This is a genomic window from Clostridium sp. UBA2485, from assembly GCF_002341865.1.
Taxonomy (GTDB): Bacteria; Bacillota; Clostridia; order Clostridiales; family Clostridiaceae; genus Clostridium_J.
In genome coordinates this window covers 1-25593 of record NZ_DDOV01000116.1, presented here as the reverse complement: position 1 = coordinate 25593, position 25593 = coordinate 1, and the positions used below count along the sequence as shown (strand labels likewise).

Annotated in this window: 27 protein-coding genes; 24 read left to right on the top strand and 3 right to left on the bottom strand. The window is 28.2% G+C overall.

The features are described 5' to 3' along the window. The first annotated feature begins 15 nt into the window (after positions 1 to 15). From B3603_RS21405 to spoVAE, 8 genes are all read left to right on the top strand, one after another. A complete protein-coding gene (locus B3603_RS21405; protein ID WP_291568786.1) occupies positions 16 to 651 on the top strand; it encodes a cyclodeaminase/cyclohydrolase family protein in 636 nt (211 codons plus the stop codon). Positions 652 to 1004: 353 nt separating this feature from the next. Further along, positions 1005 to 2756 (top strand): Eco57I restriction-modification methylase domain-containing protein, encoded by a 1752-nt coding sequence (locus B3603_RS21400; RefSeq protein WP_291568784.1) that lies wholly within the window; start codon positions 1005 to 1007, stop codon positions 2754 to 2756. 414 nt (positions 2757 to 3170) lie between these two features. After that, positions 3171 to 3506: an anti-sigma F factor antagonist gene (gene spoIIAA, locus B3603_RS21395; RefSeq protein WP_039631231.1), complete on the top strand. Its 336-nt coding sequence runs from the start codon at positions 3171 to 3173 to the stop codon at positions 3504 to 3506. A gap of 13 nt (positions 3507 to 3519) precedes the next feature. Next, positions 3520 to 3951, top strand: coding sequence for an anti-sigma F factor (gene spoIIAB / locus B3603_RS21390; RefSeq protein ID WP_039631233.1), 432 nt, complete (start codon positions 3520 to 3522; stop codon positions 3949 to 3951). Between the two features lie 9 nt (positions 3952 to 3960). Continuing rightward, positions 3961 to 4716: an RNA polymerase sporulation sigma factor SigF gene (sigF, locus tag B3603_RS21385; protein WP_039631235.1), complete on the top strand. Its 756-nt coding sequence runs from the start codon at positions 3961 to 3963 to the stop codon at positions 4714 to 4716. A gap of 396 nt (positions 4717 to 5112) precedes the next feature. Beyond that, positions 5113 to 5565: a stage V sporulation protein AC gene (spoVAC, locus tag B3603_RS21380; RefSeq protein ID WP_039631237.1), complete on the top strand. Its 453-nt coding sequence runs from the start codon at positions 5113 to 5115 to the stop codon at positions 5563 to 5565. 5 nt (positions 5566 to 5570) lie between these two features. Beyond that, a complete protein-coding gene (gene spoVAD / locus B3603_RS21375) occupies positions 5571 to 6593 on the top strand; it encodes a stage V sporulation protein AD (RefSeq protein WP_291568778.1) in 1023 nt (340 codons plus the stop codon). Between the two features lie 2 nt (positions 6594 to 6595). Next, a complete protein-coding gene (gene spoVAE / locus B3603_RS21370) occupies positions 6596 to 6952 on the top strand; it encodes a stage V sporulation protein AE (protein ID WP_039631240.1) in 357 nt (118 codons plus the stop codon). Positions 6953 to 6988: 36 nt separating this feature from the next. Here the strand turns inward: spoVAE and B3603_RS21365 are convergent, their stop codons facing one another. After that, positions 6989 to 9574: a transglycosylase domain-containing protein gene (locus B3603_RS21365; RefSeq protein ID WP_291568775.1), complete on the bottom strand. Its 2586-nt coding sequence runs from the start codon at positions 9572 to 9574 to the stop codon at positions 6989 to 6991. Positions 9575 to 9919: 345 nt separating this feature from the next. On the opposite strand from B3603_RS21365, the gene yunB reads away from it, so the two are divergent. Then, the gene (yunB, locus tag B3603_RS21360) at positions 9920 to 10582 is read left to right on the top strand and encodes a sporulation protein YunB (protein ID WP_291568773.1); all 663 of its coding nucleotides are present in this window, start codon (positions 9920 to 9922) and stop codon (positions 10580 to 10582) included. A gap of 562 nt (positions 10583 to 11144) precedes the next feature. Continuing rightward, the gene (locus B3603_RS21355) at positions 11145 to 11705 is read left to right on the top strand and encodes a hypothetical protein (protein WP_291568771.1); all 561 of its coding nucleotides are present in this window, start codon (positions 11145 to 11147) and stop codon (positions 11703 to 11705) included. A gap of 155 nt (positions 11706 to 11860) precedes the next feature. On the opposite strand, the gene hpt is transcribed toward B3603_RS21355, so the two are convergent. Beyond that, the gene (gene hpt / locus B3603_RS21350; protein ID WP_039631244.1) at positions 11861 to 12388 is read right to left on the bottom strand and encodes a hypoxanthine phosphoribosyltransferase; all 528 of its coding nucleotides are present in this window, start codon (positions 12386 to 12388) and stop codon (positions 11861 to 11863) included. A gap of 907 nt (positions 12389 to 13295) precedes the next feature. Between hpt and B3603_RS21345 the strand changes: the two genes are divergently transcribed. The 4 genes from B3603_RS21345 to B3603_RS21330 all read left to right on the top strand — a co-directional run bounded on the left by B3603_RS21345 (position 13296) and on the right by B3603_RS21330 (position 14821). Then, positions 13296 to 13874 (top strand): ERF family protein, encoded by a 579-nt coding sequence (locus B3603_RS21345; RefSeq protein WP_291568768.1) that lies wholly within the window; start codon positions 13296 to 13298, stop codon positions 13872 to 13874. 130 nt (positions 13875 to 14004) lie between these two features. Further along, the gene (locus tag B3603_RS21340; RefSeq protein WP_291568766.1) at positions 14005 to 14253 is read left to right on the top strand and encodes a YdeI/OmpD-associated family protein; all 249 of its coding nucleotides are present in this window, start codon (positions 14005 to 14007) and stop codon (positions 14251 to 14253) included. Between the two features lie 51 nt (positions 14254 to 14304). Continuing rightward, positions 14305 to 14493 (top strand): hypothetical protein, encoded by a 189-nt coding sequence (locus B3603_RS21335; protein WP_291568764.1) that lies wholly within the window; start codon positions 14305 to 14307, stop codon positions 14491 to 14493. 70 nt (positions 14494 to 14563) lie between these two features. After that, positions 14564 to 14821 carry a YdeI/OmpD-associated family protein gene (locus B3603_RS21330; protein ID WP_291568762.1) on the top strand — a complete coding sequence of 86 codons (258 nt, stop codon included), beginning with the start codon at positions 14564 to 14566 and terminating at the stop codon, positions 14819 to 14821. 706 nt (positions 14822 to 15527) lie between these two features. Here B3603_RS21330 and B3603_RS21325 read toward each other — a convergent pair. Next, positions 15528 to 16007: a helix-turn-helix domain-containing protein gene (locus tag B3603_RS21325; protein ID WP_291568760.1), complete on the bottom strand. Its 480-nt coding sequence runs from the start codon at positions 16005 to 16007 to the stop codon at positions 15528 to 15530. An 873-nt stretch (positions 16008 to 16880) separates the two neighbouring features. On the opposite strand from B3603_RS21325, the gene B3603_RS21320 reads away from it, so the two are divergent. From B3603_RS21320 to B3603_RS21275, 10 genes are all read left to right on the top strand, one after another. Further along, positions 16881 to 17036, top strand: coding sequence for a hypothetical protein (locus B3603_RS21320; protein WP_291568758.1), 156 nt, complete (start codon positions 16881 to 16883; stop codon positions 17034 to 17036). A 403-nt stretch (positions 17037 to 17439) separates the two neighbouring features. After that, positions 17440 to 17955 (top strand): helix-turn-helix domain-containing protein, encoded by a 516-nt coding sequence (locus B3603_RS21315; RefSeq protein WP_396152476.1) that lies wholly within the window; start codon positions 17440 to 17442, stop codon positions 17953 to 17955. 1434 nt (positions 17956 to 19389) lie between these two features. Next, entirely contained in the window at positions 19390 to 19824 is a 435-nt protein-coding gene (locus tag B3603_RS21310) for an HK97 gp10 family phage protein (protein ID WP_291568756.1), read from the top strand. Then, on the top strand, positions 19811 to 20269 hold the full coding sequence (locus tag B3603_RS21305) for a phage tail terminator family protein (protein WP_291568754.1): 459 nt from the start codon (positions 19811 to 19813) through the stop codon (positions 20267 to 20269). The genes B3603_RS21310 and B3603_RS21305 overlap by 14 nt, the downstream gene beginning before the upstream one ends. Continuing rightward, positions 20262 to 20435 carry a hypothetical protein gene (locus B3603_RS21300; RefSeq protein WP_291568752.1) on the top strand — a complete coding sequence of 58 codons (174 nt, stop codon included), beginning with the start codon at positions 20262 to 20264 and terminating at the stop codon, positions 20433 to 20435. The genes B3603_RS21305 and B3603_RS21300 overlap by 8 nt, the downstream gene beginning before the upstream one ends. Next, the gene (locus tag B3603_RS21295) at positions 20436 to 21746 is read left to right on the top strand and encodes a phage tail sheath family protein (RefSeq protein WP_291568747.1); all 1311 of its coding nucleotides are present in this window, start codon (positions 20436 to 20438) and stop codon (positions 21744 to 21746) included. After that, positions 21747 to 22211: a phage tail tube protein gene (locus B3603_RS21290; RefSeq protein WP_039631259.1), complete on the top strand. Its 465-nt coding sequence runs from the start codon at positions 21747 to 21749 to the stop codon at positions 22209 to 22211. 15 nt (positions 22212 to 22226) lie between these two features. Continuing rightward, positions 22227 to 22640 (top strand): phage tail assembly chaperone, encoded by a 414-nt coding sequence (locus B3603_RS21285; RefSeq protein WP_291568743.1) that lies wholly within the window; start codon positions 22227 to 22229, stop codon positions 22638 to 22640. 270 nt (positions 22641 to 22910) lie between these two features. Continuing rightward, positions 22911 to 25076 (top strand): hypothetical protein, encoded by a 2166-nt coding sequence (locus tag B3603_RS21280; protein ID WP_291568741.1) that lies wholly within the window; start codon positions 22911 to 22913, stop codon positions 25074 to 25076. After that, positions 25076 to 25593 (top strand): LysM domain-containing protein (locus tag B3603_RS21275; protein WP_291568739.1); only part of this gene is annotated, 518 nt, incomplete at its 3' end. The genes B3603_RS21280 and B3603_RS21275, both read left to right, overlap by 1 nt.

Here is a 25593-nt window from a genome sequence, read left to right as displayed (position 1 = left end):
AGGAGCGTGATATATATGTTAGAAAAGAAAACAGTTAGAGAATTTATAGAAGAATTAGCGTCATCATCACCAGCACCAGGAGGTGGGAGTGTATCTGCAATTTCAGCTTCATTAGCATCAGCATTAACTTCTATGGTATGCAATTTAACTGTAGGTAAAAAGTCTTATAATGAACTTGAAGAGGATAAGAAAGCATCTATAGATGAAACTTTAAAGGCTTGTGAAGAATTGAAATTTAAATTCTTAGATTTAATGAATGAAGATACAGAGGTATTTTTAGAACTTATGAAAACTTTCAAGATGCCTAAGGATACTGAAGAAGAAAAGAAAGTTAGAAGTGAAAAAATACAATTAGGTTATAAGAAATCATTAGAAGTACCACTATCAACTGCTAAAGCGGCTTTTGAATTATATAAACATATATTGATAGCTGCACAATATGGAAATAAGAATGCAGTTTCTGATGCAGGAGTTGCTGCTCTTATGACTCAAAGTGCTATTGAAGCTGCCATACTAAATGTAAAAATCAATATGTCATCAATAAAAGATGAAGAATACAAAAATGGTATAGAAAAAGATATTGAAAACATAAGTAGTGAAGGTACTAAACTAAGAGAAGAAATATTAAAAATAGTTAATAGTAAAATATAGTGGAATATGCCAAAACACATTAAGTGTTTTGGCATATTTATTTCTCTTAAGAAATTAGTTTAATAAATTAATTCTTTATCTTTAATTTTTAATTTTTAATTTTTAATTTTTAAATAAGATTTTTAGTATCTTTGTGTATTTGGTTATACTAGTTAGATTATTGTGATAATTTGTTTCTTTATATAATATAAAATATATAACCTAACTTTGACTAAATATATAGTATATAAAAATATTATAAAGAAAATACCATAATTTTGTCCATTACAGTAAAAATATGGTTTAAGTAAAAATTTTTATATGATATACTAAAATAAACAATTAAAATTAATTTCTAAAGGGGGTTAAGTGTGGTGGAGGTTTTTAGGGGAAAAATAAAAGAGTTATATATTTTATTATTAAATCCTATAGATGCAATGTTTAAGTTGATTGCAATTGAGGCTTTTAAAAAAGAATTTAAAATACAAGATAATAAAAATATAGGTGAATATTATTATGATTCATTAAAAACCAATAAGGAAAAAGGAATAGTATATACTCCTTATCCTATAGCCAAGTATATTGTAGAGAATACAGTTACTAGTAGGGATATAATTAATAATCCATTTATAAAGATTATTGATCCTGCTTGTGGTGTAGGAAATCTATTAATTCCTTGTTTTTTACACCTTATAAATCTTTATAAAGAGAATCTCAAAGAAATAAACATAAAAAATAAACTAAAGCTTAAGGAAGAAGATATAAATAATCATATTATAAAAAATAATATTTATGGCTTTGACATTGATACCATAGCTATTCAAATCCTTCAAATTGATTTGTTTTATCATAGTAACTCTAATATTAGTTATAACTTGATTAATGAAGATTTTCTTTTGTGGAAAGAGGATAATAAGTTTGATATTTTTATAGGAAATCCCCCTTATGTTGGACCAAAATTTATAGATAAAGATTATTCAATAGTATTAAAAGAAAAATTTAAGGAGATTTACAAAGATAAAGGTGATTTGTCCTATTGTTTTTTTAAAAAAGCATTGGACACTTTAAATAATAAAGGACAAATTTCATTTATAACTTCTAGATATTTTTTAGAGTCTTCTAGTGGTAAAGAGCTTAGAAAAACGTTAAATGAAAATACTCATATTAGAAGAATTATTGATTTTTATGGAATAAGACCTTTTAAGGGAGTTGGAATTGATCCAGTTATAATATTTATGGAAAAGCATAAAGGAAGTTTTGGAGAGGTTGAAGTGATAAAACCACTATCTGACAAAGGTAAAAAAAATGATAAGTTTTATAGTTCTTTATTCCTAAATGAAGGAGAAGAGTATAATAGATTCTATATTAAACAATCTACCCTCCAAGGAGAAAGATGGATACTTAGAAGCCTTGAGGTTAAAAATATTATAAAGAAAATTGAGAATAAGTGTAATGCGAAATTAATAGATATCTGCACAAGTCATCAAGGAATTATTACAGGATGTGATAAAGCTTTTGTTGTAAAAAATGAAATAATAGAGGATGAAAACTTAGAAAAGGAACTTTTAAAACCATGGATAAAAAGTAGTTTTATAAAACAAAATCAAGTTAATAGACAAAATTCTTTTATAATTTACTCAGATTTAATTGAAGATGAAAGTAAATATCCTAATTGTATAGAACATATATCACCTTATAAAGAAAAACTCAGTAGTAGAAGAGAATGCTTAAGAGGTGTAAGAAAATGGTATCAACTTCAATGGGGAAGAAATAAAGAAATATTCGATGACTATAAAATAATATTTCCTTTTAAAGCTTCTAGTAATAAATTTTCTCTAGATTTTGGTAGCTATTTTAGTGCAGATGTATATGCATTAAAGTTAAAAGAAAAAAGTGAGTTTACCTATGAATTTTTATTATTTATATTAAATAGTAAAATTTACGAGTTTTATTTTAAAACTTTTGCTAAAAAATTAGGAGAAGACTTATATGAATATTATCCTAATAATCTTATGAAGTTATTAATTCCTCCAATAAATGAAATATCTACTTATTGTGAAGAAGAATTATATAAGTATTTTTTACTTACAACAGAAGAAATAGAATTAATCAATCAATCAATATAGTAAAGTCCTATGTGCTTTAAGTAGTGCATAGGGTTTTTTATTAAAGAAGTAAATAATTTTGGATCATGCTCTTTTTATAGATGGAAGAATCACTGCTATTAGTGAAGTTTAGCACTTTTCTAATCAAAATATTAGTAATATATTTGAATAGATAATTTGTTTTACATCACTAATTTAAAATAAATATGGAATATTTGTTAATTCTTGCAGGAAAATAATGTAATTAATAGAATATTTATGTTATAATGTTTTAGAAATAATATGATAATTAAAATCATATACTGATAGTTTAACTTAAAACAATATTTTAAAGAGTATTAATTGAAATAATCTACAATTCATTACTCGAAAATTAATTATTGGTTTCAATATCTATTTAAACATAATTTAATTTAAATATATGGAGGGATGTAGATGATATTAAAGTTTGACAATATAGAGGATAAGTTAATTGTAGAGCTTATGGGAGAGTTAGATCATCATAATGCTTCAGAGGTGAGAAATAAAATTGATGATATGCTAGATAGAGATAATATCAATAAGCTTATAATGAATTTTTCTGGAGTATCTTTTATGGATAGTTCCGGTATAGGTGCTGTAATAGGAAGATATAAGAAGCTTTCTATGAAAGGTGGAAAGCTTTGTATTACCAATTTAAAACCATCAGTAAAAAGAGTTTTTGAATTATCAGGATTATTTAAAATTATTGATATTTATGATGATGTGGAGCAAGGGATAAAAAGCGTTTAGTGGAGGTATTAATATGTATCATAACAAAATGAAAATTGAAATTTTGAGTAAATCTGAAAACGAAAGTTTTGCAAGAATAGTTGTATCGGCCTTTGCAGCACAGTTAGACCCAACTATCGAAGAAATAACAGATATAAAGACTGCTATTTCGGAAGCAGTTACTAATGCAATTATACATGGATATGAAGAGGATGGAGATAAAATAGTTACATTGGAAGCTGCTATAGATGATAATGAACTTACAGTTATGGTTAGTGATGAAGGTAAAGGTATTGAGAATTTAGAAATGGCCAGAGAGCCACTGTATACTTCAAGACCAGATTTAGAAAGGTCAGGTATGGGATTCACGGTAATGGAAACTTTTATGGATGGTTTAGAGGTTATATCAGAGAAGGGTAAGGGTACCAAGATAATTATGAAAAAGACCTTTAATTCCTTAAGATAGGTGAATAATATGAATGATAAAACACAGAAAGCTAATAGCTATAATTATGATGATAATATGCAACTTATAAAGCTTGCAAAAGAAGGAGATAAAATAGCTTTAGATAATCTAGTAGAAATGAATCTACCTTTGGTATCATCTCTTAGTAAGAAGTTTTTAAATAGAGGATATGAGTATGACGATATATTTCAAATAGGTTGCATAGGCTTAGTAAAGGCTATAAATAACTTTGATGAAAGCTTTAATGTAAAATTTTCTACCTATGCAGTGCCTATGATAGTAGGGGAAATAAAAAGATTTCTAAGAGATGATGGTATAATAAAAGTCAGTAGAAGCATAAAAAATACTGCTAGAAAACTTCATTATGATAGGGATGCACTTACTAAGAAATTAGGACGTGAACCTACTATTGAAGAATTGTCTAAATTCTCAGAAATAGATAAAGAAGATATTATTACAGCTTTAGAATCTTCAAATAATATGCAATATTTGTATGATACCATTCACCATGATGATGGCGCACCTGTACTTTTGATAGATAAATTAAGTGAAGATTATGAAGAGGATACAGAAGTTATAGATAGAATTGCACTAAAAGAAGCATTAACAAAGCTAGACTTAAAATCTCGTCAAATTATAATGCTCAGATATTTTAAAGATAAAACTCAAATACAGGTAGCTAAAATGATGGGAATAAGTCAAGTTCAAGTATCTAGAATTGAAAAAAAAGTATTAAAAATAATGAGAGAGAAATTAAGTGGTTAAAGATAAGATGTATATATCATCTTATCTTTTTTTCATAAAATAATATAAACTGGAAACAATATTTATTGTGATATATTTTAGTAATTCAGAGAGGGTGACAGCAGTTAAAACATTTATAAAAAATTATAAGAATTTTTTATAATCCCTTATTTGATATTGTAATTTCTTATTAAACTTTATATTCTTAAAGGTTTTTGTCTACTATAAAATGATTATTAAAAATATGAAGAAAGGAGAATGTTGACATGTCACAAATTAAATGTGTAAAAAATATTTGTGAGTATGTAAGGTTATTAATCCCTATAATTATACTATAGAAGTAATTTATTAAAATTTTATAACATGATGAAATAATAGGGGAAAACTAACTTTATAGAATTTGTCAACGGTGAAGCAATGAAAGCAAAGGAAACAAAAATAGTCGGTAAATTTTATGATATTTATAACAAAGTCACTCCCAAACCTAAGTTACTAAGAAATTGTTTTCGTGCATTTTGGACTGGCGGACTTATATGTGTTATAGGTCAATTTATACAAAATATGTTAGTTAGATGGGGATTTGTTACAGAACAAATACCAGGTTATGTATCAGTTATTTTAATATTTATAGGATCATTTTTAACTGGTATAGGAGTATATGATAAAATAGGAGATTATGCAGGAGCAGGATCAGTAGTGCCAATTACAGGTTTTGCAAATTCAATTGTATCTCCTGCTATAGAGTTTAAAAAAGAAGGATTTGTATTTGGAGTTGCTGCAAAAATGTTTACAATTGCTGGACCAGTTTTGGTTTATGGTGTAGGTTCTTCTGTTATCTTAGGATTATTATATTATATTTTTAGGTGGTGATTTTAATGGCTGTTAGAATGGGAATACAAACTGTAAGTCTCGATAGCAAACCAAGAATAATTAGTACTTACAATGTAGTTGGTCCAAAAGAGGGAGATGGACCTCTAAAGGATTATTTTGATGAAATTTTGAAAGATGATATGTTTGGCTGTGATACCTTTGAAAAAGCGGAAAGTAAAATTCATTATACTGCTGTATCATCCTGTATTAAAAGAGCAAATCTAAAAGAAAGTGATATAAACTATATGTTTAGTGGAGATTTGTTAAATCAATTATTTTCATCTGGCTTTATGGCTAGAGATTTAGATATACCTTTTATGGGCATTTATGGAGCTTGTTCAAATATGACCTTATCAATGAGTATGGCTGCAATGTCTATAGAATCAGGCTGTGCAGATTATTCTATAGCATCAACTTCCTCCCATTTTTCTTCGGCAGAAAGGCAGTTTAGATTGCCTCTTGAAATGGGAAGTCAGAGAGCACCAGTTTCACAATGGACTGTTACAGGAGCAGGGGCTATGATGATTAGTAAAAATGATGATAAAAGTAAACCTTATATAACTCATATAACTACAGGAAAAGTTAAAGATTATGGAATTACAGATCCAAATGAGATGGGAGCGGCTATGGCACCAGCGGCAGTGGATACATTGAAACAACACTTTATAGATACAGGCAGGCAGCCAAATTATTATGATCTTATAGCTACAGGTGATTTAGGTAAGGTGGGGAAAAAAATCACACAAGAATTACTTTTAGAATATGGTTATGATATTAGTTCAAACTATATTGACTGTGGTGATGAAATTTTTGATTCTGAAAGACAAAATACTTATTCAGGTGGAAGTGGATGTGCTTCTTCTGGTGCAGTTATGACTGGATACATATATAGAAATATGCTCGCAGGTAGATTTAAAAAAGTATTATTAATTTCTACAGGTGCACTATTAAATTCGACTTCTCCATTACAAGGTGAAACAATACCAGGAGTTGCTCATGCAGTGTCTGTAGAGATTGGAGGAGAGTAAATATGAGTGATTATATAGCTGCATTTATAGTAGGAGGAATTATATGTGTAATAGGCCAAATATTAATGGATACAACTAAGTTAACTCCTGGTAGGATATTAGTTATATTTGTTACAGGTGGTGTGATACTACAAGCATTTAATATATATGAGAAAATAGTTAAAATAGGAAAAGCTGGTGCTACTGTACCCCTACCAGGCTTTGGATATTCACTAGCTAAAGGAGTTATTGAAGAAGTCCAGAAGGAAGGATTTGTAGGTATTTTTACAGGAGGAATAAAAGCAACAGCTGGAGGAGTAACCGGTGCAATTGTTTTTGGGTATATAATGGCATTATTATTTAATCCTAAAACAAAATAAAAAAGTTGGCAAATTAACTGCCAACTTTTTTATTTATTAGAATTTTATATAACTAGATAGGGTATCTATAAATTTAATAAAAGATATATTTTTGAAGACACTATTTATATTTGAAGATTGATGAAAATTCATAGTCTGTAGGTTAGATCTTTGGACATCATTATTATCATTTTCATTAATTTCTTCATCTTTATCCTTGTCTTTGTCTTTATCTTTATCTTTATCTTTGTCTTTATCCTTATCTTTATCTTTACCTTTGTCTTTGTCTTTATCCTTATTTTTATCTTTACCCTTATCTATAGTGCCATATTTAGTTGGATCTTTTTCTGTTGGTAATACCCATTGAGAATCTTGAAGATAAACTGATGGAGAATAGTCTCTTGTTATAAAGACACGTCTTTCAATTCTCTCTTTTGGAGTATTTTCAGATGGTAAGTAGTATCTTCCATCTGCACCTTTAACAACATCAGCTTCAACATGGATATCGTCTAAAGTTGTTGGCTGAGTACCAGAAATAAACAATTCTGAGTAAACTCTATCACCTCTAGGATCTCTATAGGATAAATCTGTTGGAAGTGTACCAGAATCTCTAGATACATCTACATTAATTACACCAGCAGGTCTATCAATTTCTTTGTATGGTAAATCCCTATGGGCAATTGCCATTATTTTTCCCCAAAGAGCAGAAGGATTATCACTATTCATACCTTCAACCTCAGTATAATCATCATTACCCATCCAAACCGCACAAGAGTAATAAGGTGTTAATCCTGTAAACCAAAGGTCTTTAGAATCAGAAGATGTACCTGTCTTACCTCTTGCTGGCATATTGCCAAAATTAGCACTAGGACCAGTACCTATTATAGGTTCTTTAAGCATATCAAACATTATATATGCTGTTTCAGGCGATATAACTTTATTACTTTCAAGTTTACTTTCTAAAATAGTTTTGCCATTTCTATCAACAACCTTTGTGTATAATTTTGGCTTTGTAACTATTCCATTATTTCCAAAAGCGCCATAAGCACTTGATAATGCTAATGGATTAGTTCCACTTAAAGCACCACCATCTAATTGACCTAATGCTAATGCAGACATACTACTTTTATCCTCATCATCAAGATGAATACCAAATTTAGTACCATATTCTGATGCCAAATCTAGACCAATAGCATCTCCAATTCTAACTGCTATTGTATTAGCAGAAACTCTTATTGAGTCTCTCATAGTAACATATCCTCTATACATATCAGGGCTATTTTTAGGGTCATATGGTGGATTATTATACTTTGAGCCCATTTCTGTTGGAATCGGTGCATCTTCAAAGGCTGACCCAGCAGTTAGCTTTTGTGAATCAATTGCTGGTGCATATATTGTAAGAGGTTTTAAACTAGAACCTGGTGCTCTTAAGAAATTTTCAGATGCAGCTCTATTATAAGAATTTGCAGGCTGATCACCACGTCCACCAATTATGCATTTAACTTCACCACTTTTATAATCCATAATTACAGCAGAAGCTTGAAGGTTAGGATTAGCATATGGAGAAATTAATTCACCATTTTCATCATCAATAACTTTTTGGATTTCATCTTGTAAAGCTTTATCCATTGTAGTGTAAACTCTATAACCACCATACATTAATTCGTCATAAGCTTTTTCTTTATTATATCCATAAATGGACATTAAATCTTTAACAACTTCCTCAATAACAGGTCTTGAAAAATATTCGTAGTTCATTTTGTTGTTAGATTTTAATGAGAACTTAAATAATAAATCTTCAGCCATCGCTTGATCGTATTCCCCTTGACTAATGGCACCTGTTTCAAGCATTTTCCCTAGAACTGTTTTTGTTCTAGGTGAGTCAAAAGGCGTATTTTCTTTATAGTTCCTAAATGCATTTGCAAAAGAAACTGATGGGTTTTGTGCAGCACCAGCTATAAATGCTGCTTGCTTAATTGTTAATTTATCAACAGATTTACTAAAGTACATCTTAGAAGCAGCTTCAATTCCATGGGCACTACCGCCTAAGAATATAGTATTCATATAGGATTCTAATATCTGCTCTTTAGTTAATTGGTCCTCTAATTTGTAAGCCAAGTGCATTTCTTGAACTTTTCTTTTAATTGAGGTTCTATTATTTAAAGAGTCCTCTAAAAAATATCTATATTTAACTAATTGCTGAGTTATTGTTGATGCACCTTGTAAACTTCCGTCAGATAAACCTAAGGCGATTTTTACGTCTGCAATAAAAGCGCCACCAAGTCTTCTAAAATCGATACCTTTATGAGAATAAAATCGCTCATCTTCAATGCTTATAAAGGCATCTTTTAAAATTTTAGGTACTTTATCTGTAGATATAGGAATTCTTTTTTCGGGGGTATTAAATTCATCAATTAATATACCCTTATTATCATATATTGTAGAAGTTTCTTCTATTTCTAGAAATTTTTGAACATCTATTTCAGGAGCAGTTTTTATCATTCCATAGCCTACTCCAGCACCTATTGCAATAGATCCCAATAATACAATAATAAGTGTTATATATATACCCTTAAATATTTTGAAACGGGTTTTTTTACGAGAACGCTTTTTTTTACCGTCACCCTTTTTCTTTTCACTCATAAGGTTTCCTCCTTAAGATTCTATTAGACATCTTAAATAAAATAACTATTTAAATATGCTTAGGATATTTTGTATCAAACAAAGACGCTGATTTTACTGATACTATTGGTATCAGTAAAATCAGTAAACGAAGTATGGTGTAAAATAGCTTAACATACTAATTAGTTATTTTTGAAAATGCCTCACTTTAATTATGTTTTTTTGTATTATACCATAATATAAAGAATTAATAAAATCTATAATAAATATATTCTTCAAATCAATAATAGTACATATAATTAATTATTACTAATTTATTACAATATAAACTATATTTTAGAAAAATATTTTAGGAGATATGAAAATATGAAAATAAAAGTAAAAATTAAAATAATATCAATTATAGTTTTTATATGTACTGTATTAATAGCTTTTCTCTATTATTTTGATGAGGTGATAGTTCCTAACATTATGGTAATATGTGATGGAGAGATGAGAGCAAAAGCTACAGATATAATTAATAAATCAATTATTGAGGAATATATAAATCAGTTTAAATATGATGAAATTATTAATTTTGAAAAAGATTTAGAAGGGAATATAATTTTATTAAAGGCAGATACCCTTAAAATGAATAAAATTGCTACAGATGTAGCTTTAAGAGTACAAAGGGATTTAAAGGAGATCGGACAAGTAGGCATAGAGTTCCCTATAGGATATATAACTAAGAACAATTTATTATCTAATTTAGGGCCAAATATTACTGCAACAATGCAACCTATTGGACATGTGGAAACTAGATACATTTCAGATTTTGAAAGTGCTGGTATTAATCAAACAAGACATAAAATATACGTAGAAGTAAAAGCTAAAATAAAGGTGGTTTTGCCAATAGGATATAATGAGGTAGAAGTAATTAGTCAACTACCTATAACAGAAACAGTGATTGTAGGGAAAATACCAGAAACTTCTGTACAGCTAGATTTAAATAGTGGAAAAGTAAGTTCTAGTGAATTTGAGTTAAAATAGTTTATATCATAAAGCTTAATGTATAGACTAATATAATTATTTCCCAGGTTATTTTAATTTACAATTTACAACACAAAATCCATAATTGTAGTTGAAATTAGTTTTGAACGACCTAATTTCTTTGCTAGCAAATTGAACTGCTAGTTTTCCACAATTGCGAATTATGAACTGTATAAGAAAGAAGTATGTATAATTGTTTATTATTAACTGTAAATTTTCATTAAATAGGTACTAAAAAATAGCATTTATTTTGATATACACATTAATTTTAAGATTAGTATATATTGTTTTATATAATCAATGCATCCAAATGGGTGCATTTTATGATGGAGTTTGTTATTATAGATATTTTTAACTTCATATAGGCTTTTATGAAAGTAAAACAATTTCTAAAATTTATTAAATTTTTCGTGGGTTTAGTAAAAGAATTATTGTCTAAAGCTTATGAGATAATAGTTTTTATATTTTAAACTATTTGTGCAAAGTATTAAAATTTGATATATTATCTATATATAACTAACAACTAAGTTTTGTTCTTGGTTATGTACTTAGGGGGGAGGACATGGAAAAAATATATATTATGCTTACTTTCACAGGGACAACTCTTTCTAGAGCTATAAGAATATATACTAGAAATGATTATTCCCATACATCCATAGCGTTAGATTCAGGGTTAAGTGAAATGTATAGCTTTGGAAGAAAAAGACCTAAAAATCCTTTTATAGGGGGATTTATTAAAGAGAAAATTGATGATGGTGTTTATAAAAGGTTTTGTAACACTGAATGTATAGTTTACTCAATGGATGTTACATTGGAGCAGTATGAGAAGGTAAAAGAGATTATTAGAGGGTTTGAAGAAGAGCAAGATAAATATAGATACAATTTTTTAGGAGTTTTAGCGGTAGCCTTTAAAATGTCTTTAGAAAGAAAATATTATTATTTTTGTTCGCAATTTGTATCAGAGGTTTTAGAAAGAAGTGGTATATTTAATTTTGAAGGCGAGTTTACAATGATTAAGCCGGCAGATATACAAAACTTAGATAAATTGAATGTTGTTTATAGAGGACTATTAAGAAATTATATAAATTCTAACGAATTAAGTTTTAACACTGATGTGATTTAAAATTAGCTTATGATATGAATATGAAAAGTACCTAAATTTAAGGTGTTTTTATTAGATATGAATAAAATAACTAGTATGCTGACTAGTTATTTTTTAGGTGTTTAAATACAAAAAACTGATAACAATCTAGTATTGTTATCAGTATAAAGATAATATTAGTTTTCTTCCCAATTGAATACGTATGGAATATTTCTATAATAGTCTCCATAATTAAGTCCATATCCAACTACAAATACATCTTCAATTTTAAATCCACAATAATTTGGTGCAATATCTATTTTTCTTCTAGATGGTTTATCTAAAAGAGTACAACATTTTACAGTACTAGCACCTAGTTCTTTCATGTGATTCATAACAAATTCCATAGTAATACCACTGTCAACTATATCATCAACTATTAGTACATCATATCCTTCTATATTATCAGGCACATCATTTACTACCTTAACAGTTCCAGAAGATTGTTCATCATGTCCATAGCTTGATGTAGTCATAAAGCCTATTTTTGTTGGAACTTGAATTTTTCTAACTAAGTCAGCAGCAAATATAAAACTTCCTCTGAGAAGTGAAAGAACATACAGTTTTTTACCTTCATAATCTTTAGATATTTCAGAACCTAGTCTTTCTAAAGCTTCATCGATTTGTTCCTTTGAAATTAATACATTTACTTTTTTATTTTCCATAGAAATCACGTCCCTTAAATAATATTTACAATAATGGACTATTGTTATAAAAAAATCCATTAACCCTGTATAAATCAATACTCGATTTTAATTCATCAAAAGATTCGTCAAGAATTTTAGAAAATATTGTCTATTATGTTCGTTATTTTTTACATGTCGTCATTAACATGAGAATATATTCTCAATGTCTATTCAACATTATGTCTAAGAAATTCAGTGGTAGTCGTAAAATTTATCTTAGTATCTATAAGTTCAGTAGTATAAGTATGTCTTAGCTCATCTATTGTAATTATCATACCCCCTTAATTTAAATAATCGATTTTAAGTAGATACTCAACGAATCTGTATTTTAAAATTAAAAAGCCTATTATTTATATTAACAATTTTTTTACTATCTTTCAATTCTTTTAAATATTCATATAGAACTTTTCACATAGGTATTGTTTCATATAAATTTTACTTTTTAAAGCCTAAAATCATATTTAGATCTTTTTCTTTGTTTACATTATTGTATCACTTTAACTAAATACTTATCTACATCTAGATTGCTCCAAGTTAAATCTAAAACTTCTCCTAAATCTTACACCATGATTAAATGTTATTAGTACTATTAAATAGTAGCTATGATTTCTTTTATATTTTTCGGTTACAAGAACGATAATAACAGAGAGAACCCATTAAGTAATAAGCAAAAAGCTAAAAATGGATATATAAGTAAGATAATGCGAAAAAAAACATAAATATAATGAGCATATAGGAATTATTAGAATTAAGGAAGAGATAGATAGAGCTATATTAAAAGTTTTCAAAGATGGTATAGATATAGAAACAAGGAAGGTTATTCTAGGCATAAGTATTTTAGAAGAGGAAAGCATAAAAGTAAAAGTAGAATAGTGAGGTAAGGCAAATGAAGAAATCAGAAAGTATAAAAGAGTTAGCTTCAGCTTTAAAAGACTTCCAAGCAGAGGTTAAAAATCCTAAAAATGTAGCAAATAATCCATTTTTTAATAGTAAATATGCTCCATTAGATGAAGTTATAAATACAGTTAAAGAACCTTTAAGTAAACACGGTTTATCTTATATACAAATGCCTAATAGTGAAGATGGCGCTCTTGTGGCAATAACAACCATGTTATTGCACGAGAGTGGTGAGTGGATAGAAAGTGAACCTCTAAAATTAAAGAGTGATAAACCTACAGCACAAGGCTCTGGAAGCTCAATTACATATGCTAGAAGATATCAACTATCAGCTATGCTTGGCATAGCAAGTGAAGACGAGGATGATGGTAATACTACAGCACATACTATATCAGAAGCTAAAGAACCTGAAAAAATTACAAAAGAGCAAGCAGAAGAAATAAGAAGTTTGTCAAAAGAGAAAAAAATATCAGAAGAATATATTTGCAAGTTTAGAAAAGTCAATAAATTTGAAGATTTACAAGAGAACGATTGGAAGGCAGCTATGGAATGGCTAAGAAAAAAATAGAAAATTCTTAGTACAAGATTTTCTATAAAAATACTAAATTTAATATTATAGGTAAGAGTTAAGGCAATAACTTTTACCAGCATTTTATCGCTAAGTTTAAACTAATTTTATAAGGGAGGAGTGATAGTAAATGAGTGATAAAAATTTTATAGGAATGGGCCATAACCCTAATCCAAACGTTCCAGATATCCCAGAGGGTTTTGCAATGGCGCTTCTACAAGAGCCTGACGCAAGAGCTTCATTTCAAAATCTGAGCGATGAACAAAAAACAAATGTAATACAATATATACAAAATAACAATTTAACAGGTACTGACGCAAAAAATAAAATTAACAGTGCAATAAAAAATCTAAATAATAACTCAATAGATTTCATATAAAGTATTTAAATATCTGGAAAATTTCCTAGGATAGGAATCAGAGGTGAAGAGATGGAAAAATACACAAGTGGTGCTGAAATACCACTAGGCTTAGGAATAGTGCTTCAACAATATAACGCAATGGACTATTTTTTTTCTTTATCACAAGAAGCTCAGCAGCAGATCATTGACAATACTCATAGGATACAATCTAGAAATGAAATGCTAGAGTACGTGCAATCTTTAATAACATCAAAATGATATAATTTGAGAATAAAATAGTGGACAACGAGCAAGATACTTAAATAATATTACGAAAGGAATAATAACAATGAGTGATAAGAACTTTATAGGATTAGGGCACAACCCTAACCCAAATGTCCCTGACATTCCAGAAGGTTTTGGGGCGGCACTTTTTAAAGAGCCAGAAGCAAAAACTTATTTTGAGAATTTGAGTGATATCGAAAAAACAAATGTGATTAGATATATACAAAGCAATAATTTAACAGGTGATGAGGCTAGAAATAAAATTAGTAATGTAATAAAAAGTCTAAAAAATAATACATTAAATTTTATTAATTTAATGTAATAAATGTTTCTATGTTTATCATTGTCGTTAGAACTAGCTTTTTTAGTTTCAGTCATATGTATACTATGGAGTTTAAAGGAATGTTAAGTAGACCAACTTATAGTAAAAAGGAATGCATCTATAATATATAATTTAGATGCATTCCTTTTTTAAGTCATTTTTAAATAAGAGGTAAAATTGGTATATTTGAATCTTTTAAATATACATATAGTTGTTCCTCATTATCAACAAAGCACCTTGGGCAAATTAAGTGCAATTCACCCAAAGCACAGCTTGCATAAAGTTGACTTCGAGTAATTTATTTTGAAAAGAAAAAATTTAATAAATTTTTAGCGTGTCCTTGACATACGGATACCTTAGATTACGTATTATAATATCATGCTCATTTAATCTAAATAATTGACTTAAATATATGTTAATTCTTTTAGATACTCATTATAGAACCTTTGGTATAGATATTGTTCTATATGAATCTTTATTTTTAAAGCTAAAAATCCATAGTTATATTTTTCACTTTTTTATGTACTTATTTCAACTGCTTTACTACTTTAACTAAAAACTTATTTCAAATTCGCTCATAATATATTGAAAACTATATTAATTTTTGTTATATAGTTACTTATAATAGAGGTTTTTAATCCTTCTTTAATTAATCTGTAGCACAATTTTGAATTTCCATTTTTGATATTCTACTCAAATAATCTAATTACTTCTTATATTTATAGCTTAATATCTTTAGTTGATTTAACAATTCATTTGCAAAGTCTAATATTTCATCTTCACTCATTGCATTTATGTCAAATCCACCAAAGCCCATAACAGATGGTTGTTTTAATATAAATTGCATAGCTTCTTCCGCAGTACTAAATTGATCAATATTACATAATTCTTTGTCAATATCATTTTTACTTATACATTTATGTTTGGGCGCAAGAGCATTTTTGGCCATATGGTTGGTCTTATTTAAAGAATTTATAGCTGCATCTAATTTTCCTTCTGTATTTAATAAATAATCAGTAGAAACTCCAAAATATTTAGCTATTTTAATTAGTACTTCATAACTTGGTTTACGGGCATTCGTTTCATACATTCCTACCATGGAGGTGCTAACATCTATATTTTTAGCTAATTCTTCTTGTGTAATTTCATTTTCTTTTCTTAATTCTTTAATTTTTTCTCCAATCACATTAATCACCTCGACGAATTTTTATCATTATTAGTATTGTAACCGACAGTGATAAAAATATCAATACAACTAATGGTGATATTCAAAGCTATCAATAGCAAATTAAAGAAAATATGAACTTAATTATCACTAATAGTTATAATAAAACTTGTTCTATATAACTAATGGTTGTAAAATGTAGATATAGAATTTAGAAGACGGAAAAAGAGTAATAAACATATTGTGAAACATATTACAATATTAAAAAAAGAAGCTAGATTTAATACAGCTAGAGAAGCAGTTGGAGATTTAAATATAAGTAACAATATGATGTATCGATTATAAGGAGGATATAAAAAATTAGGCCATCCACCGGTTTTTAAAATGTCAAATGAATTTAATTGTAGCATGAAAGATATTTTTTTACTCTATATTACAACTAATAGTGATAGGAATGAGGTGTAAAGATGGAAAAACTTATTTTAGTTAAAACTCTATCTGAAAGATGGAGCTAGATGAAAATTCTATAAGCAGATATTTCAAAGAGAGTATTATAACTCCCTGTGAAAGTGTACAAGTTATAATGTTTCATCCTAAGTATATTGTAAAACTTTAAGGGGTAGATTTAGAAAAACTTTCACTCTTAGAAAAAACGTTTAGAGAGAGAAAATGAAATACTTAAAAGAAGATAAAGACTTAAAAAGTTTTAAGCAATATTTATTAGAAGAAAGTTCTAAATTTATTAGTTTATAAGTTTAGATTTATACTCAATTAATAGAAAAATACCTAATATAGGAAAATAATCTAATGGCATAATCCATTATTAGAATATATTAAATTAATATATAAAAAAAGATATCAATACGTCAAAATAAGGAAAGTGAAGGTGGGTATATGATAGAGAGGTACAGGGAATCTCTTGAAGAGATATTAAGCAATTTAAGATCGATAGAAGCTCCCAATCCTGGAGATAATTATATAGATAATTCTATAAAAATAATACACGGATTATTGGAGGAAATCACTAATGAAAACAATAGTATTAATTAAATTTCAAAGTCATGTAGAATAATATGGAGCTAGTAAGCTAGCATACTTAAAAAAGAAGACTATAAAACTATTATGCAAGAAAGGGCTTAAGGGCTAATATAAAATCAAAAAGAATAGAAACAAAAATTACAACTTGTAAAGTATGTCTATTATATATAAGTTCATTTAAGTCATACACAATAAAAAGAAATAATGTGAAATATAATATAGCTGTAATGATTTTAGAAATATTAAGACATATTTAAGAAACTGTTATTTCTTAAATACAAATTCTAAAAATAGTCCTATCATTATCATTGCACATAAAAATGTACAACCTATAAATTATTTAAACCATTAATATTACAGAATTAATTATAAATGAATAAGTATGAGCATTAAAAAAATTAGGAAGGTGATATTATTGAATAGTGAAGTTAGCATAGATGAAATAATAAATAAAGCTGTAAAAGAAGCTATAAGAGAATATGATAAAGAAAAAATGGTTGAAAGAAAAGATAAAAGATTTCATAATACTAGATTATTATTAAAACACTATAATGATTTAAAAAATCATATTAAGAATGCTATAGATGATATTAATCAAATAAGAGATGAGAGTGATTATCTTGATATATTAGATGACGTAGATGAACTATATATACTTAGTATAAAAAGAAGTAAAACAAAAACATTAATAATGCTATCTCATATTGATATGGCTCTAGAAATGCTTAAGAATAAGCAAGAAAAATTATGCTCCTCAGAAAAGTATTTAGCTTTAGAAAAATATTATAAAGATGAAAAGAGTTATGAAGATGTAGCAGAAGAATTAAATTGTAGTGTAATAACAGCTAAAAGGTGGGTAAAGGAAATGACTAATGAATTAAGTATCTTTCTATTTGGTATAGAGGGTATTAAATTTGATATGATACAATAGTGATATTTTCTTGATATTTTAAAGATATTAATAACATGATAATATGATAGTATAGAAAAATATGTTAAGGCATCTACTTATGTAGGTGCTTTTTTAGCAGGTATAAAAATATAAATGTTATTTGAAATAATACTTATAAATATTATATTAGAGGTGCAAAAATAACATCACTAAAAAGCTTATGTATTGTAGATAGAAAATAGTACAAAATTCAATATGATACAATAGTGATATTTTCTTGATATTTTAAAGATATCAATAACATGATAATATGATAGTATAGAAAATTATGTTTAAGAGCACCTACTTATGTAGGTGCTTTTTTAGCGCTTATAAAAATGCAAATGTTATTTAGAATAACATATATAGATATCACATTGGAGGTGGTAAAAATAACATGACTAAAAAGCTTATATATTGTAGATGGAGAATAATATCAAATTTGATATGATACAATAGTTATATTTTCTTGATATTTTAAAGATATTAGCAACATGATAATATGATAGTATGGAAAATAATATACTGGCATATTCAAAAAAATAATATGCCAGTATATTATTTTATTATTTTCCTTTACATGTCTTAAGAGCATCTACTCATGTAGGTGTTTTTTAGCATTTACAAAAATATAAGTGTTATTTGAAATAATCTATATAAATATCATATTAGAGATGGTAGAAATGATATGACTGAAAAGTATATATATATATATTGTATATGGAGAATAATATCAAATTTGATATGATACAATAGTGATATTTTCTTGATATTTAAAAGATATTAGTAACATGATAATATGATAGTATGGAAAATTATATTTAAAGGCATCTACTTATGTAGGTGTCTTTTTAGCACTTATAAAAATATAAGTGCTATTTGGAATAATCCATATAAATGTCGTATTGGAGGTGATGAAAATGACATGACAGAAAAGTTTATATATTGTAGATGGAGAATAGTATAGAATTCAACATGATACAATAATGATATTTTCTTGATATTTTAAAGATATTAGCAACATGATAATATGATAGTATGGAAAATTATATTTGGGTATCTACTTATGTAAGTACTTTTCTAGTACTTATAAAAATATAAGTGTTACTTGAAATAATTAATATAAATATCATATTGGAGGTGATAAAAATGACATGACTAAAAAGTATTAAAGAGCTCACATATTACTGAAGTAAATCAAATAAAACTAAAAAGTTTTCAGGTATACCCTTAGAATAATATTCTAAGGATTTTTTATTGGAATTTGTCTTGAAAATATAAAGCAAGTAATAAAGACCATATAACTAAAGAGAAATTAAGCCTTACTTAAATAGGAGTAATGAATAATTAATTAAATATAGCTACTAAATATGTAAAAGGATTAATGTATTATACCCATCAAGAATTGATATTAAGTAAAGAGGAGAAATCATAATGGCTAGACTTGGAAACTTGGATTGTAGTCATTTTAAGAAGCTGTCTAAGAGATTTCAAAAAGCTCTTGATGAAAGAGTAATTGAAAGATGGATAAAGGAATTTTTACTTGAAATGGCACTTAGAGCTAAAGAAAAGATTAAGGATAGAACTCCAGTAGATGCTTATCCTAATAAGACCAAAGGAGAGTTAAAGGAAAACTGGAAAATAGGAAATGTAGCTAAACATGGCAATAGTTATATAGTAGAGATATTTAATGATTTAGAATATGCGTCTCATGTGGAGTATGGGTATGTAACTGAAGATGGTAAAGCATGGGTAGAAGGAAAGTTTATGGCAACTATTTCTATGGAAGAAATAGAAAAAGAGCTGCCTAAGTTTCTAGAGCAAAAACAAGTTCAATTATTAAAACAAATACTTTATGGCAGATCTTAAGGGAGGCGATAGTATATCAACTATAAATGATTTAAGAGTAGGAGTTAACCAAAAGCTGAATAAAGAGTTTCCTAACATAAATATATATGATGAAGAAGTAAAGCAGGGTTTTGAAGGACCTTGTTTTTTTATTAAAGTTTTAAAATCAGGACAAAGTAAAGAACTTAATATTAGGTATAAAAAAAGTATATATTTTGACGTGAGTTATTTTACTGATAAAGAGGAGATTAATTTAGATTGCTTAGAGGTTGCTAATAAACTCTATGAAGTTCTTGAATATGTGCCTGTAGATAAAGATTTATATAGAGCTAGTAATATGGAACATGAAATTATAGATGGAGTGTTGCACTTTTTTTTACAATTTAATTATAAAGTAATGAGGAAAATAGAAGAAGTGGCTAAAATGAAAGTGTTAAATAAGGAGGTCGAATTGAAAAATGACTAAAAAAGAAATTGAACAAATTAAATTTAATAAAGAGCAAATTGTTAATTCTAATAAATTTACACAAATAGAAAGAGATATTTTAAAGGCTTTACTTGATGATAAGGAATACTCATTAGAGGAAGCTAAAAATATTATAGATGAATTTAAAAAGAGAGAGGTGAAATAGATGGCTGGAGGAACATGGATATCACAAAATAAAATAAGACCAGGAGCATATATAAACTTTAAATCTAAAAAGAATGAAATAACATCAATAGGAGAAAGAGGAATTGCAACATTACCTTTAACTCTGCCTTGGGGACCTGAAAAAGAAATTATTACTATACATGCTGATGATGATTTATCAAAAGTATTGGGAATCAATATATCAGATAATAGTGCTTTATTAATTAGAGAAGTATTTAAGAAAGCTAAGACACTTTTGCTATATAGACTTAATGAGGGTAGTAAAGCTACTGCAACATTAGAAGGACTAACTATAAATGCTAAGTACAGTGGCACAAAGGGAAATAATATTACTGTAATAATTCAAAATGATATAGATGACACAAATAAATTTGAGGTTATAACTACTTTTGAAGGTAACAAAGTTGATAAACAATTAGTTAAAACTATAGATGATTTGAAATCAAATGGTTATGTTGAGTTCAAAGGAACTGGAGAGTTAAAAACTACATCAGGACTACCATTAAAAGGCGGTGAGGATGGAACTGTTACTAATGAAAATTATACTGATTATTTATCAGTCATTGAAGCACATGAGTTCCATACTATAGGAATACCAACCAAGGAATCTGATATAAAAGCTGTAGCTACTGATTTTATAAAGAGACTAAAAGAAGATGGCAGACAAGTACAATTAGTTCTAGAAAATTATGCTGAAGCTGATAGCGAAAATGTTATTAGTGTTAAAAATGGAGTTATCTTAGGAGATGGAACCAAAATAACATCTGATAAGGCAGTTGCATTTGTTACTGGAGCTACAGCAGGAGCAAATGTAAATCAATCTAACACATATCTTCAATATGAGGGTGCTATTGATGTAGATATTAAATATACAAATAAGGAAATAGTAGATGCTTTAAATAATGGGGAAATAGTGTTTACTATTAATAATAGAAAAGTAGTAATAGAACAAGACATTAATACTCTTAAAACATTTACTGAAGATAAAGATAAAGACTATAGAAAAAATAGATTGATAAGAACTTTATATGAAATAAATAATGGAATTAAATTACTATGGGAAACTAATTATATTGGTAAAATTGCTAATAGCGTAGATGGTAGAATTCTTTTTAAAAAGGATGTAATTAAATTTTTAGAGCAGCTTCAAGAGATAGATGCTCTTGAAAATGTTGTTCCAGAAGATATTGAAATTGAAAAAGGAAAAGACAAAGACTCTGTGTTAGTAAAGGTTGAAGTACAACCAATAGATAGCATGGAAAAATTATACATGAATGTGGAGGTATGTTAGATGGGATCTTTAAAGCTTAGTGATACTATTAGTGGTGCTGAGGCACGAGCATATATAACTGTAAATGGTAGAAATGAAGAATTATTTTATGCAAAGAAGTTAGAATCTAAAGTTGAAAAACAAAAAACAGAAGGGAAAACCTTGGGGAATAGGGCTACTCAAAATAGGGCAACAGGTTGGAAAGGTACAGGTACACTTACTGTGTATTATGCAACTTCTCTTTTCAGAGAGTTAATGCTTAGCTATATAAAAGAAGGTAGAGATGTTTACTTTGATATTACTGTAACCAATGAGGATCCAACAAGTAGTTTAGGAGGACAAACAGTAGTGTTAAAAAACTGTAATCTTGATGAGGTAAGCATGGCTGCTTTTGATGTGGAAAGTGAAGTTTTAGAAGAAGATATGGCATTTACTTTTGAAGATGTAGATATATTAAATAAATTTAATAAACCAACATTAGGATAATTAGGAGGAAATATAATGAATAAATTTGAAGACTTTTTAATGGATTCCTTTGAAGAAGTGGAAGAAATAGAAAGAGAAATAACTATAGGAGGAAAAAAAAGAAAAATGAGGTTCAAACCTATAGCATCAACTATAGGTGATGAAATAAGAAAAAAATGCAGAAAAGTTAGTTTTGTAAAAGGTCAAAAAGTAATAGAAACAGATAATGATAAATATTTAGCTAAACTTATAATAGAAACTACAACCTATCCAGATTTAAAAAATTCAGAACTTCAAGCAGAATGGCAAGTTATGGGTGATGAAGAATTGCTTAAAGCTATGAAAAGTAAGATGAGTGATGGAGAATACTCAGAATGGTCAAGTGTAGTAAGTGAAGTAAATGGATACGATAGAAGCATGCAGGAGTTAGTTGAAGAAGCAAAAAACTAATAAATGGGGGGGATGCTGAGGCTAATTATGCACATTATGCCCTCCATAAACTTAAAATTCTTCCTAGCATATTTAAAAATATACCTAGGAATGAAAAAGCTTTTATATATGCGAGTATAGATCTTTATGTAGAAAGTGAAAAAAGGTCTTTAAGTAAAGCTAAGAAAAAATAGAGTTAAATAATATTATAGTTCTATAAAAACAAATTTTTTAAGTTAAAAGCATTCTTTAGTAGGGGTGCTTTTATTATCTCTAAAGGGAGGTGATATTATGGCAACAGTATCAACTAGCTTAAAAATGTTTGATGAAATGACAAAACCACTTCAACAAATTACCCAAGCTTTAAATTTAACTATTTCAGCTATGGATAGTTTATCAAGCTCATCTAGCAGAGATATAGGAATTACTAATACCTTAAATGCGGCTAGACACAGCACTAATAGGGCTTCGGCGGCATTGCACCAATTAGCAATTTCTCAAAATGAAGCGGCAAATGAACAGGAGAATTTAAATGATTCTATTGATAAAAGTTCAAATTTTATAGAAAAATTAACAGAAAAATTACGGGATAAATTTGAATCCTTTAAAGAAGAGTATCTTACTATTGAAAAAGCTTTTGATTTGACAATAGGTGGTGCTGCAAGATTAGAACAACAAATTAATACTGTTTCTAGTGCTCTAGGTAACAAGGGTGCAGGAAAACAATTCTTTAAAGGACTAACTAATCATGCTAATCAAAGTGCTTATAGTTTAGAAGAATTCACAGGAATAAGCATGGAATTTATGAAAGTAACTAAAGACACAGATAAACTTATGAATTTAAATAAGAGTGCTGAAAAATTATCTCTTGTTGATCCAACTCAAGGGTTGGAAGGTTCTGCATCTGCAATTAAAGAAGCACTAGCTGGTGACTATGGAGCTTTAATGGAGAATTTTGAGTTTGAGGGTGCAGATCAAGAATTTCTTGAGAGTAGTTCAGGTATAGATGATTTCATAAATAAATTTGATGAAATATTAAATGCAAAGGGAGCTACAGAGCAAGCATTAGAAGAAGTTAATAATTCAGCAATAGCACAATTAGACAATTTAAAATCAAATATACAAACCTCTTTTGCAGAAGCCGGCTATGGTGCTTTGCAGATTTTAAAACCTATTTTAAGTACTATTAATGAATGGTTTCAACAAGGACGATTTCAACCTGTCTTTGATTCCATATCTAATGGATTAATTATTATATCTACCATAGCTAAAGGAGTAGCAGATATTTTTTGTTGGATAGGTGAAATAGTTTTAAATAATTGGTATTTTATTGGTCCTTTAATATGGGGAATAGTGGCATCATTAATTGCTTATGATATAGCAATGGGAATTGCTTGGCTTGCAACAATAAAAACTACAATAGCCAAAGGGATACATGCAATTGCATCTGGTATAGAAACAGTTGCGATTGTTGCTTTAATAATTGCACAGGACGGATTAAATGCAGCTTTAGCAGCATGTCCTATTACATGGATTATCATAGCAATAATTATGTTAATTGCAGTATTTTACGCGGTAGTAGGAGCAATTAATCATTTTGCTGGTACATCATTAAGTGCAACAGGTATGATTGCAGGAGCTTTTATGACAGTACTTGCTTTTATAGGTAACTTATTTGTAGGTGTTATAAATTTTGTAATTCAAATGGGAGTTGTACTTTGGAATAATATATTAACTTTTGCTGAATTTTTTGCCAATATATTTAACGACCCAATAGGTTCAATTGTAAGGCTATTTGGAGGAATGGCAGATTCAATTTTAGGAATTTTAGAAGGTATAGCATCAGCTATAGATGCTGTTTTTGGATCTAATCTTGCTGAGGCAGTCAATGGTTGGAGAGGTGGACTTAAAGGACTAGTTAAGGATTTAGTAGGTGAGGCCGAAATTAAGTTTGATAGAAAAGATGCTAATGCTCTTAAATTGGACAGATTTGAATATGGGGAAGCATTTGATTTAGGTGATAAATTTGGAAGAAATATTGAGGATAAATTTGATATAGGAAATTTGTTTGACAGTATAGGAAAAGTTCCTTATGGTCCACCAGAACTACCAACAAATATTATGGACAACTTGAACAACAATAAAGTTGGTAACTCCGAAGGTGGAGGAGGATTAGGAAGCCCAGGAAATTTAGGAGATTTAGGTAAAAGTATTACAGGAGCTAATGATCATCTTAAAAATATTGACGATAAAATGGATGTAAGTAATGAACATTTAGAAATGATGAGAGATTTAGCAGAACAGGAGAGCGTACAAAATTTTGTTACACTAACTCCTACAGTGCAGGTTACAACTGGAGATATTAAAGAAGAGGCAGATATTAATACAATAATCTCTAGAATAGAAACCTACATGGAAAATGAGCTAGTTAATAGTGCAGAGGGGGTATATGCTTAATGTACAAAATGTATCTAGGAATAAATGACGGTGAAGAAGGATTTATTCTTCCAGTACTCCCAGAAAAAATAGAGATAAATGAAGATGGGGACAATGAAACTTTTAATGTTATTAACTTAGGAGAAATTAATACAATAAATAAACCTAAGTTAAGTGAGATAAGTTTTGAGAGTTATTTTCCATTAAATAGAGGACCCTATGTAAGCTCGGAGGAATTATTTTCTCCGAGTTTTTATATTAGCAAAATTAGAGCGTGGAGAGATAAGAGACAAAAAATAAGATTTATATTTACTGGTGGGAGTCCTTTAGAGCTGAATGACTTATTTATTATAGAAAGTTTTAAACTAAGTGAAAAAGGTGGAGAAGTTGGAGATATATATTACTCTATAGAATTTAAGAGATATAAGCCTTATGCAGCTAAAAAAGTAGTTATAGTAACTAAACAAAATACTAAAAATAAAACTGCAGCTGTAAAGGCTAAACCACCAAGACCAATAGAAAAACCAAAACAAAAAAC

Excerpts from the sequence above, each read along its gene's own strand:
- B3603_RS21405 (WP_291568786.1), top strand. The coding sequence starts at position 16 with ATGTTAGAAAAGAAAACAGTTAGAGAATTTATAGAAGAATTAGCGTCA.
- spoIIAA (WP_039631231.1), top strand. The coding sequence starts at position 3,171 with ATGATATTAAAGTTTGACAATATAGAGGATAAGTTAATTGTAGAGCTT.
- spoIIAB (WP_039631233.1), top strand. The coding sequence starts at position 3,520 with ATGTATCATAACAAAATGAAAATTGAAATTTTGAGTAAATCTGAAAAC.
- sigF (WP_039631235.1), top strand. The coding sequence starts at position 3,961 with ATGAATGATAAAACACAGAAAGCTAATAGCTATAATTATGATGATAAT.
- spoVAC (WP_039631237.1), top strand. The coding sequence starts at position 5,113 with ATGAAAGCAAAGGAAACAAAAATAGTCGGTAAATTTTATGATATTTAT.
- spoVAD (WP_291568778.1), top strand. The coding sequence starts at position 5,571 with ATGGCTGTTAGAATGGGAATACAAACTGTAAGTCTCGATAGCAAACCA.
- spoVAE (WP_039631240.1), top strand. The coding sequence starts at position 6,596 with ATGAGTGATTATATAGCTGCATTTATAGTAGGAGGAATTATATGTGTA.
- B3603_RS21365 (WP_291568775.1), bottom strand. The coding sequence starts at position 9,574 with ATGAGTGAAAAGAAAAAGGGTGACGGTAAAAAAAAGCGTTCTCGTAAA.
- yunB (WP_291568773.1), top strand. The coding sequence starts at position 9,920 with ATGAAAATAAAAGTAAAAATTAAAATAATATCAATTATAGTTTTTATA.
- B3603_RS21355 (WP_291568771.1), top strand. The coding sequence starts at position 11,145 with ATGGAAAAAATATATATTATGCTTACTTTCACAGGGACAACTCTTTCT.
- hpt (WP_039631244.1), bottom strand. The coding sequence starts at position 12,388 with ATGGAAAATAAAAAAGTAAATGTATTAATTTCAAAGGAACAAATCGAT.
- B3603_RS21345 (WP_291568768.1), top strand. The coding sequence starts at position 13,296 with ATGAAGAAATCAGAAAGTATAAAAGAGTTAGCTTCAGCTTTAAAAGAC.
- B3603_RS21340 (WP_291568766.1), top strand. The coding sequence starts at position 14,005 with ATGAGTGATAAAAATTTTATAGGAATGGGCCATAACCCTAATCCAAAC.
- B3603_RS21335 (WP_291568764.1), top strand. The coding sequence starts at position 14,305 with ATGGAAAAATACACAAGTGGTGCTGAAATACCACTAGGCTTAGGAATA.
- B3603_RS21330 (WP_291568762.1), top strand. The coding sequence starts at position 14,564 with ATGAGTGATAAGAACTTTATAGGATTAGGGCACAACCCTAACCCAAAT.
- B3603_RS21320 (WP_291568758.1), top strand. The coding sequence starts at position 16,881 with ATGATAGAGAGGTACAGGGAATCTCTTGAAGAGATATTAAGCAATTTA.
- B3603_RS21310 (WP_291568756.1), top strand. The coding sequence starts at position 19,390 with ATGGCTAGACTTGGAAACTTGGATTGTAGTCATTTTAAGAAGCTGTCT.
- B3603_RS21305 (WP_291568754.1), top strand. The coding sequence starts at position 19,811 with ATGGCAGATCTTAAGGGAGGCGATAGTATATCAACTATAAATGATTTA.
- B3603_RS21300 (WP_291568752.1), top strand. The coding sequence starts at position 20,262 with ATGACTAAAAAAGAAATTGAACAAATTAAATTTAATAAAGAGCAAATT.
- B3603_RS21295 (WP_291568747.1), top strand. The coding sequence starts at position 20,436 with ATGGCTGGAGGAACATGGATATCACAAAATAAAATAAGACCAGGAGCA.
- B3603_RS21290 (WP_039631259.1), top strand. The coding sequence starts at position 21,747 with ATGGGATCTTTAAAGCTTAGTGATACTATTAGTGGTGCTGAGGCACGA.
- B3603_RS21285 (WP_291568743.1), top strand. The coding sequence starts at position 22,227 with ATGAATAAATTTGAAGACTTTTTAATGGATTCCTTTGAAGAAGTGGAA.
- B3603_RS21280 (WP_291568741.1), top strand. The coding sequence starts at position 22,911 with ATGGCAACAGTATCAACTAGCTTAAAAATGTTTGATGAAATGACAAAA.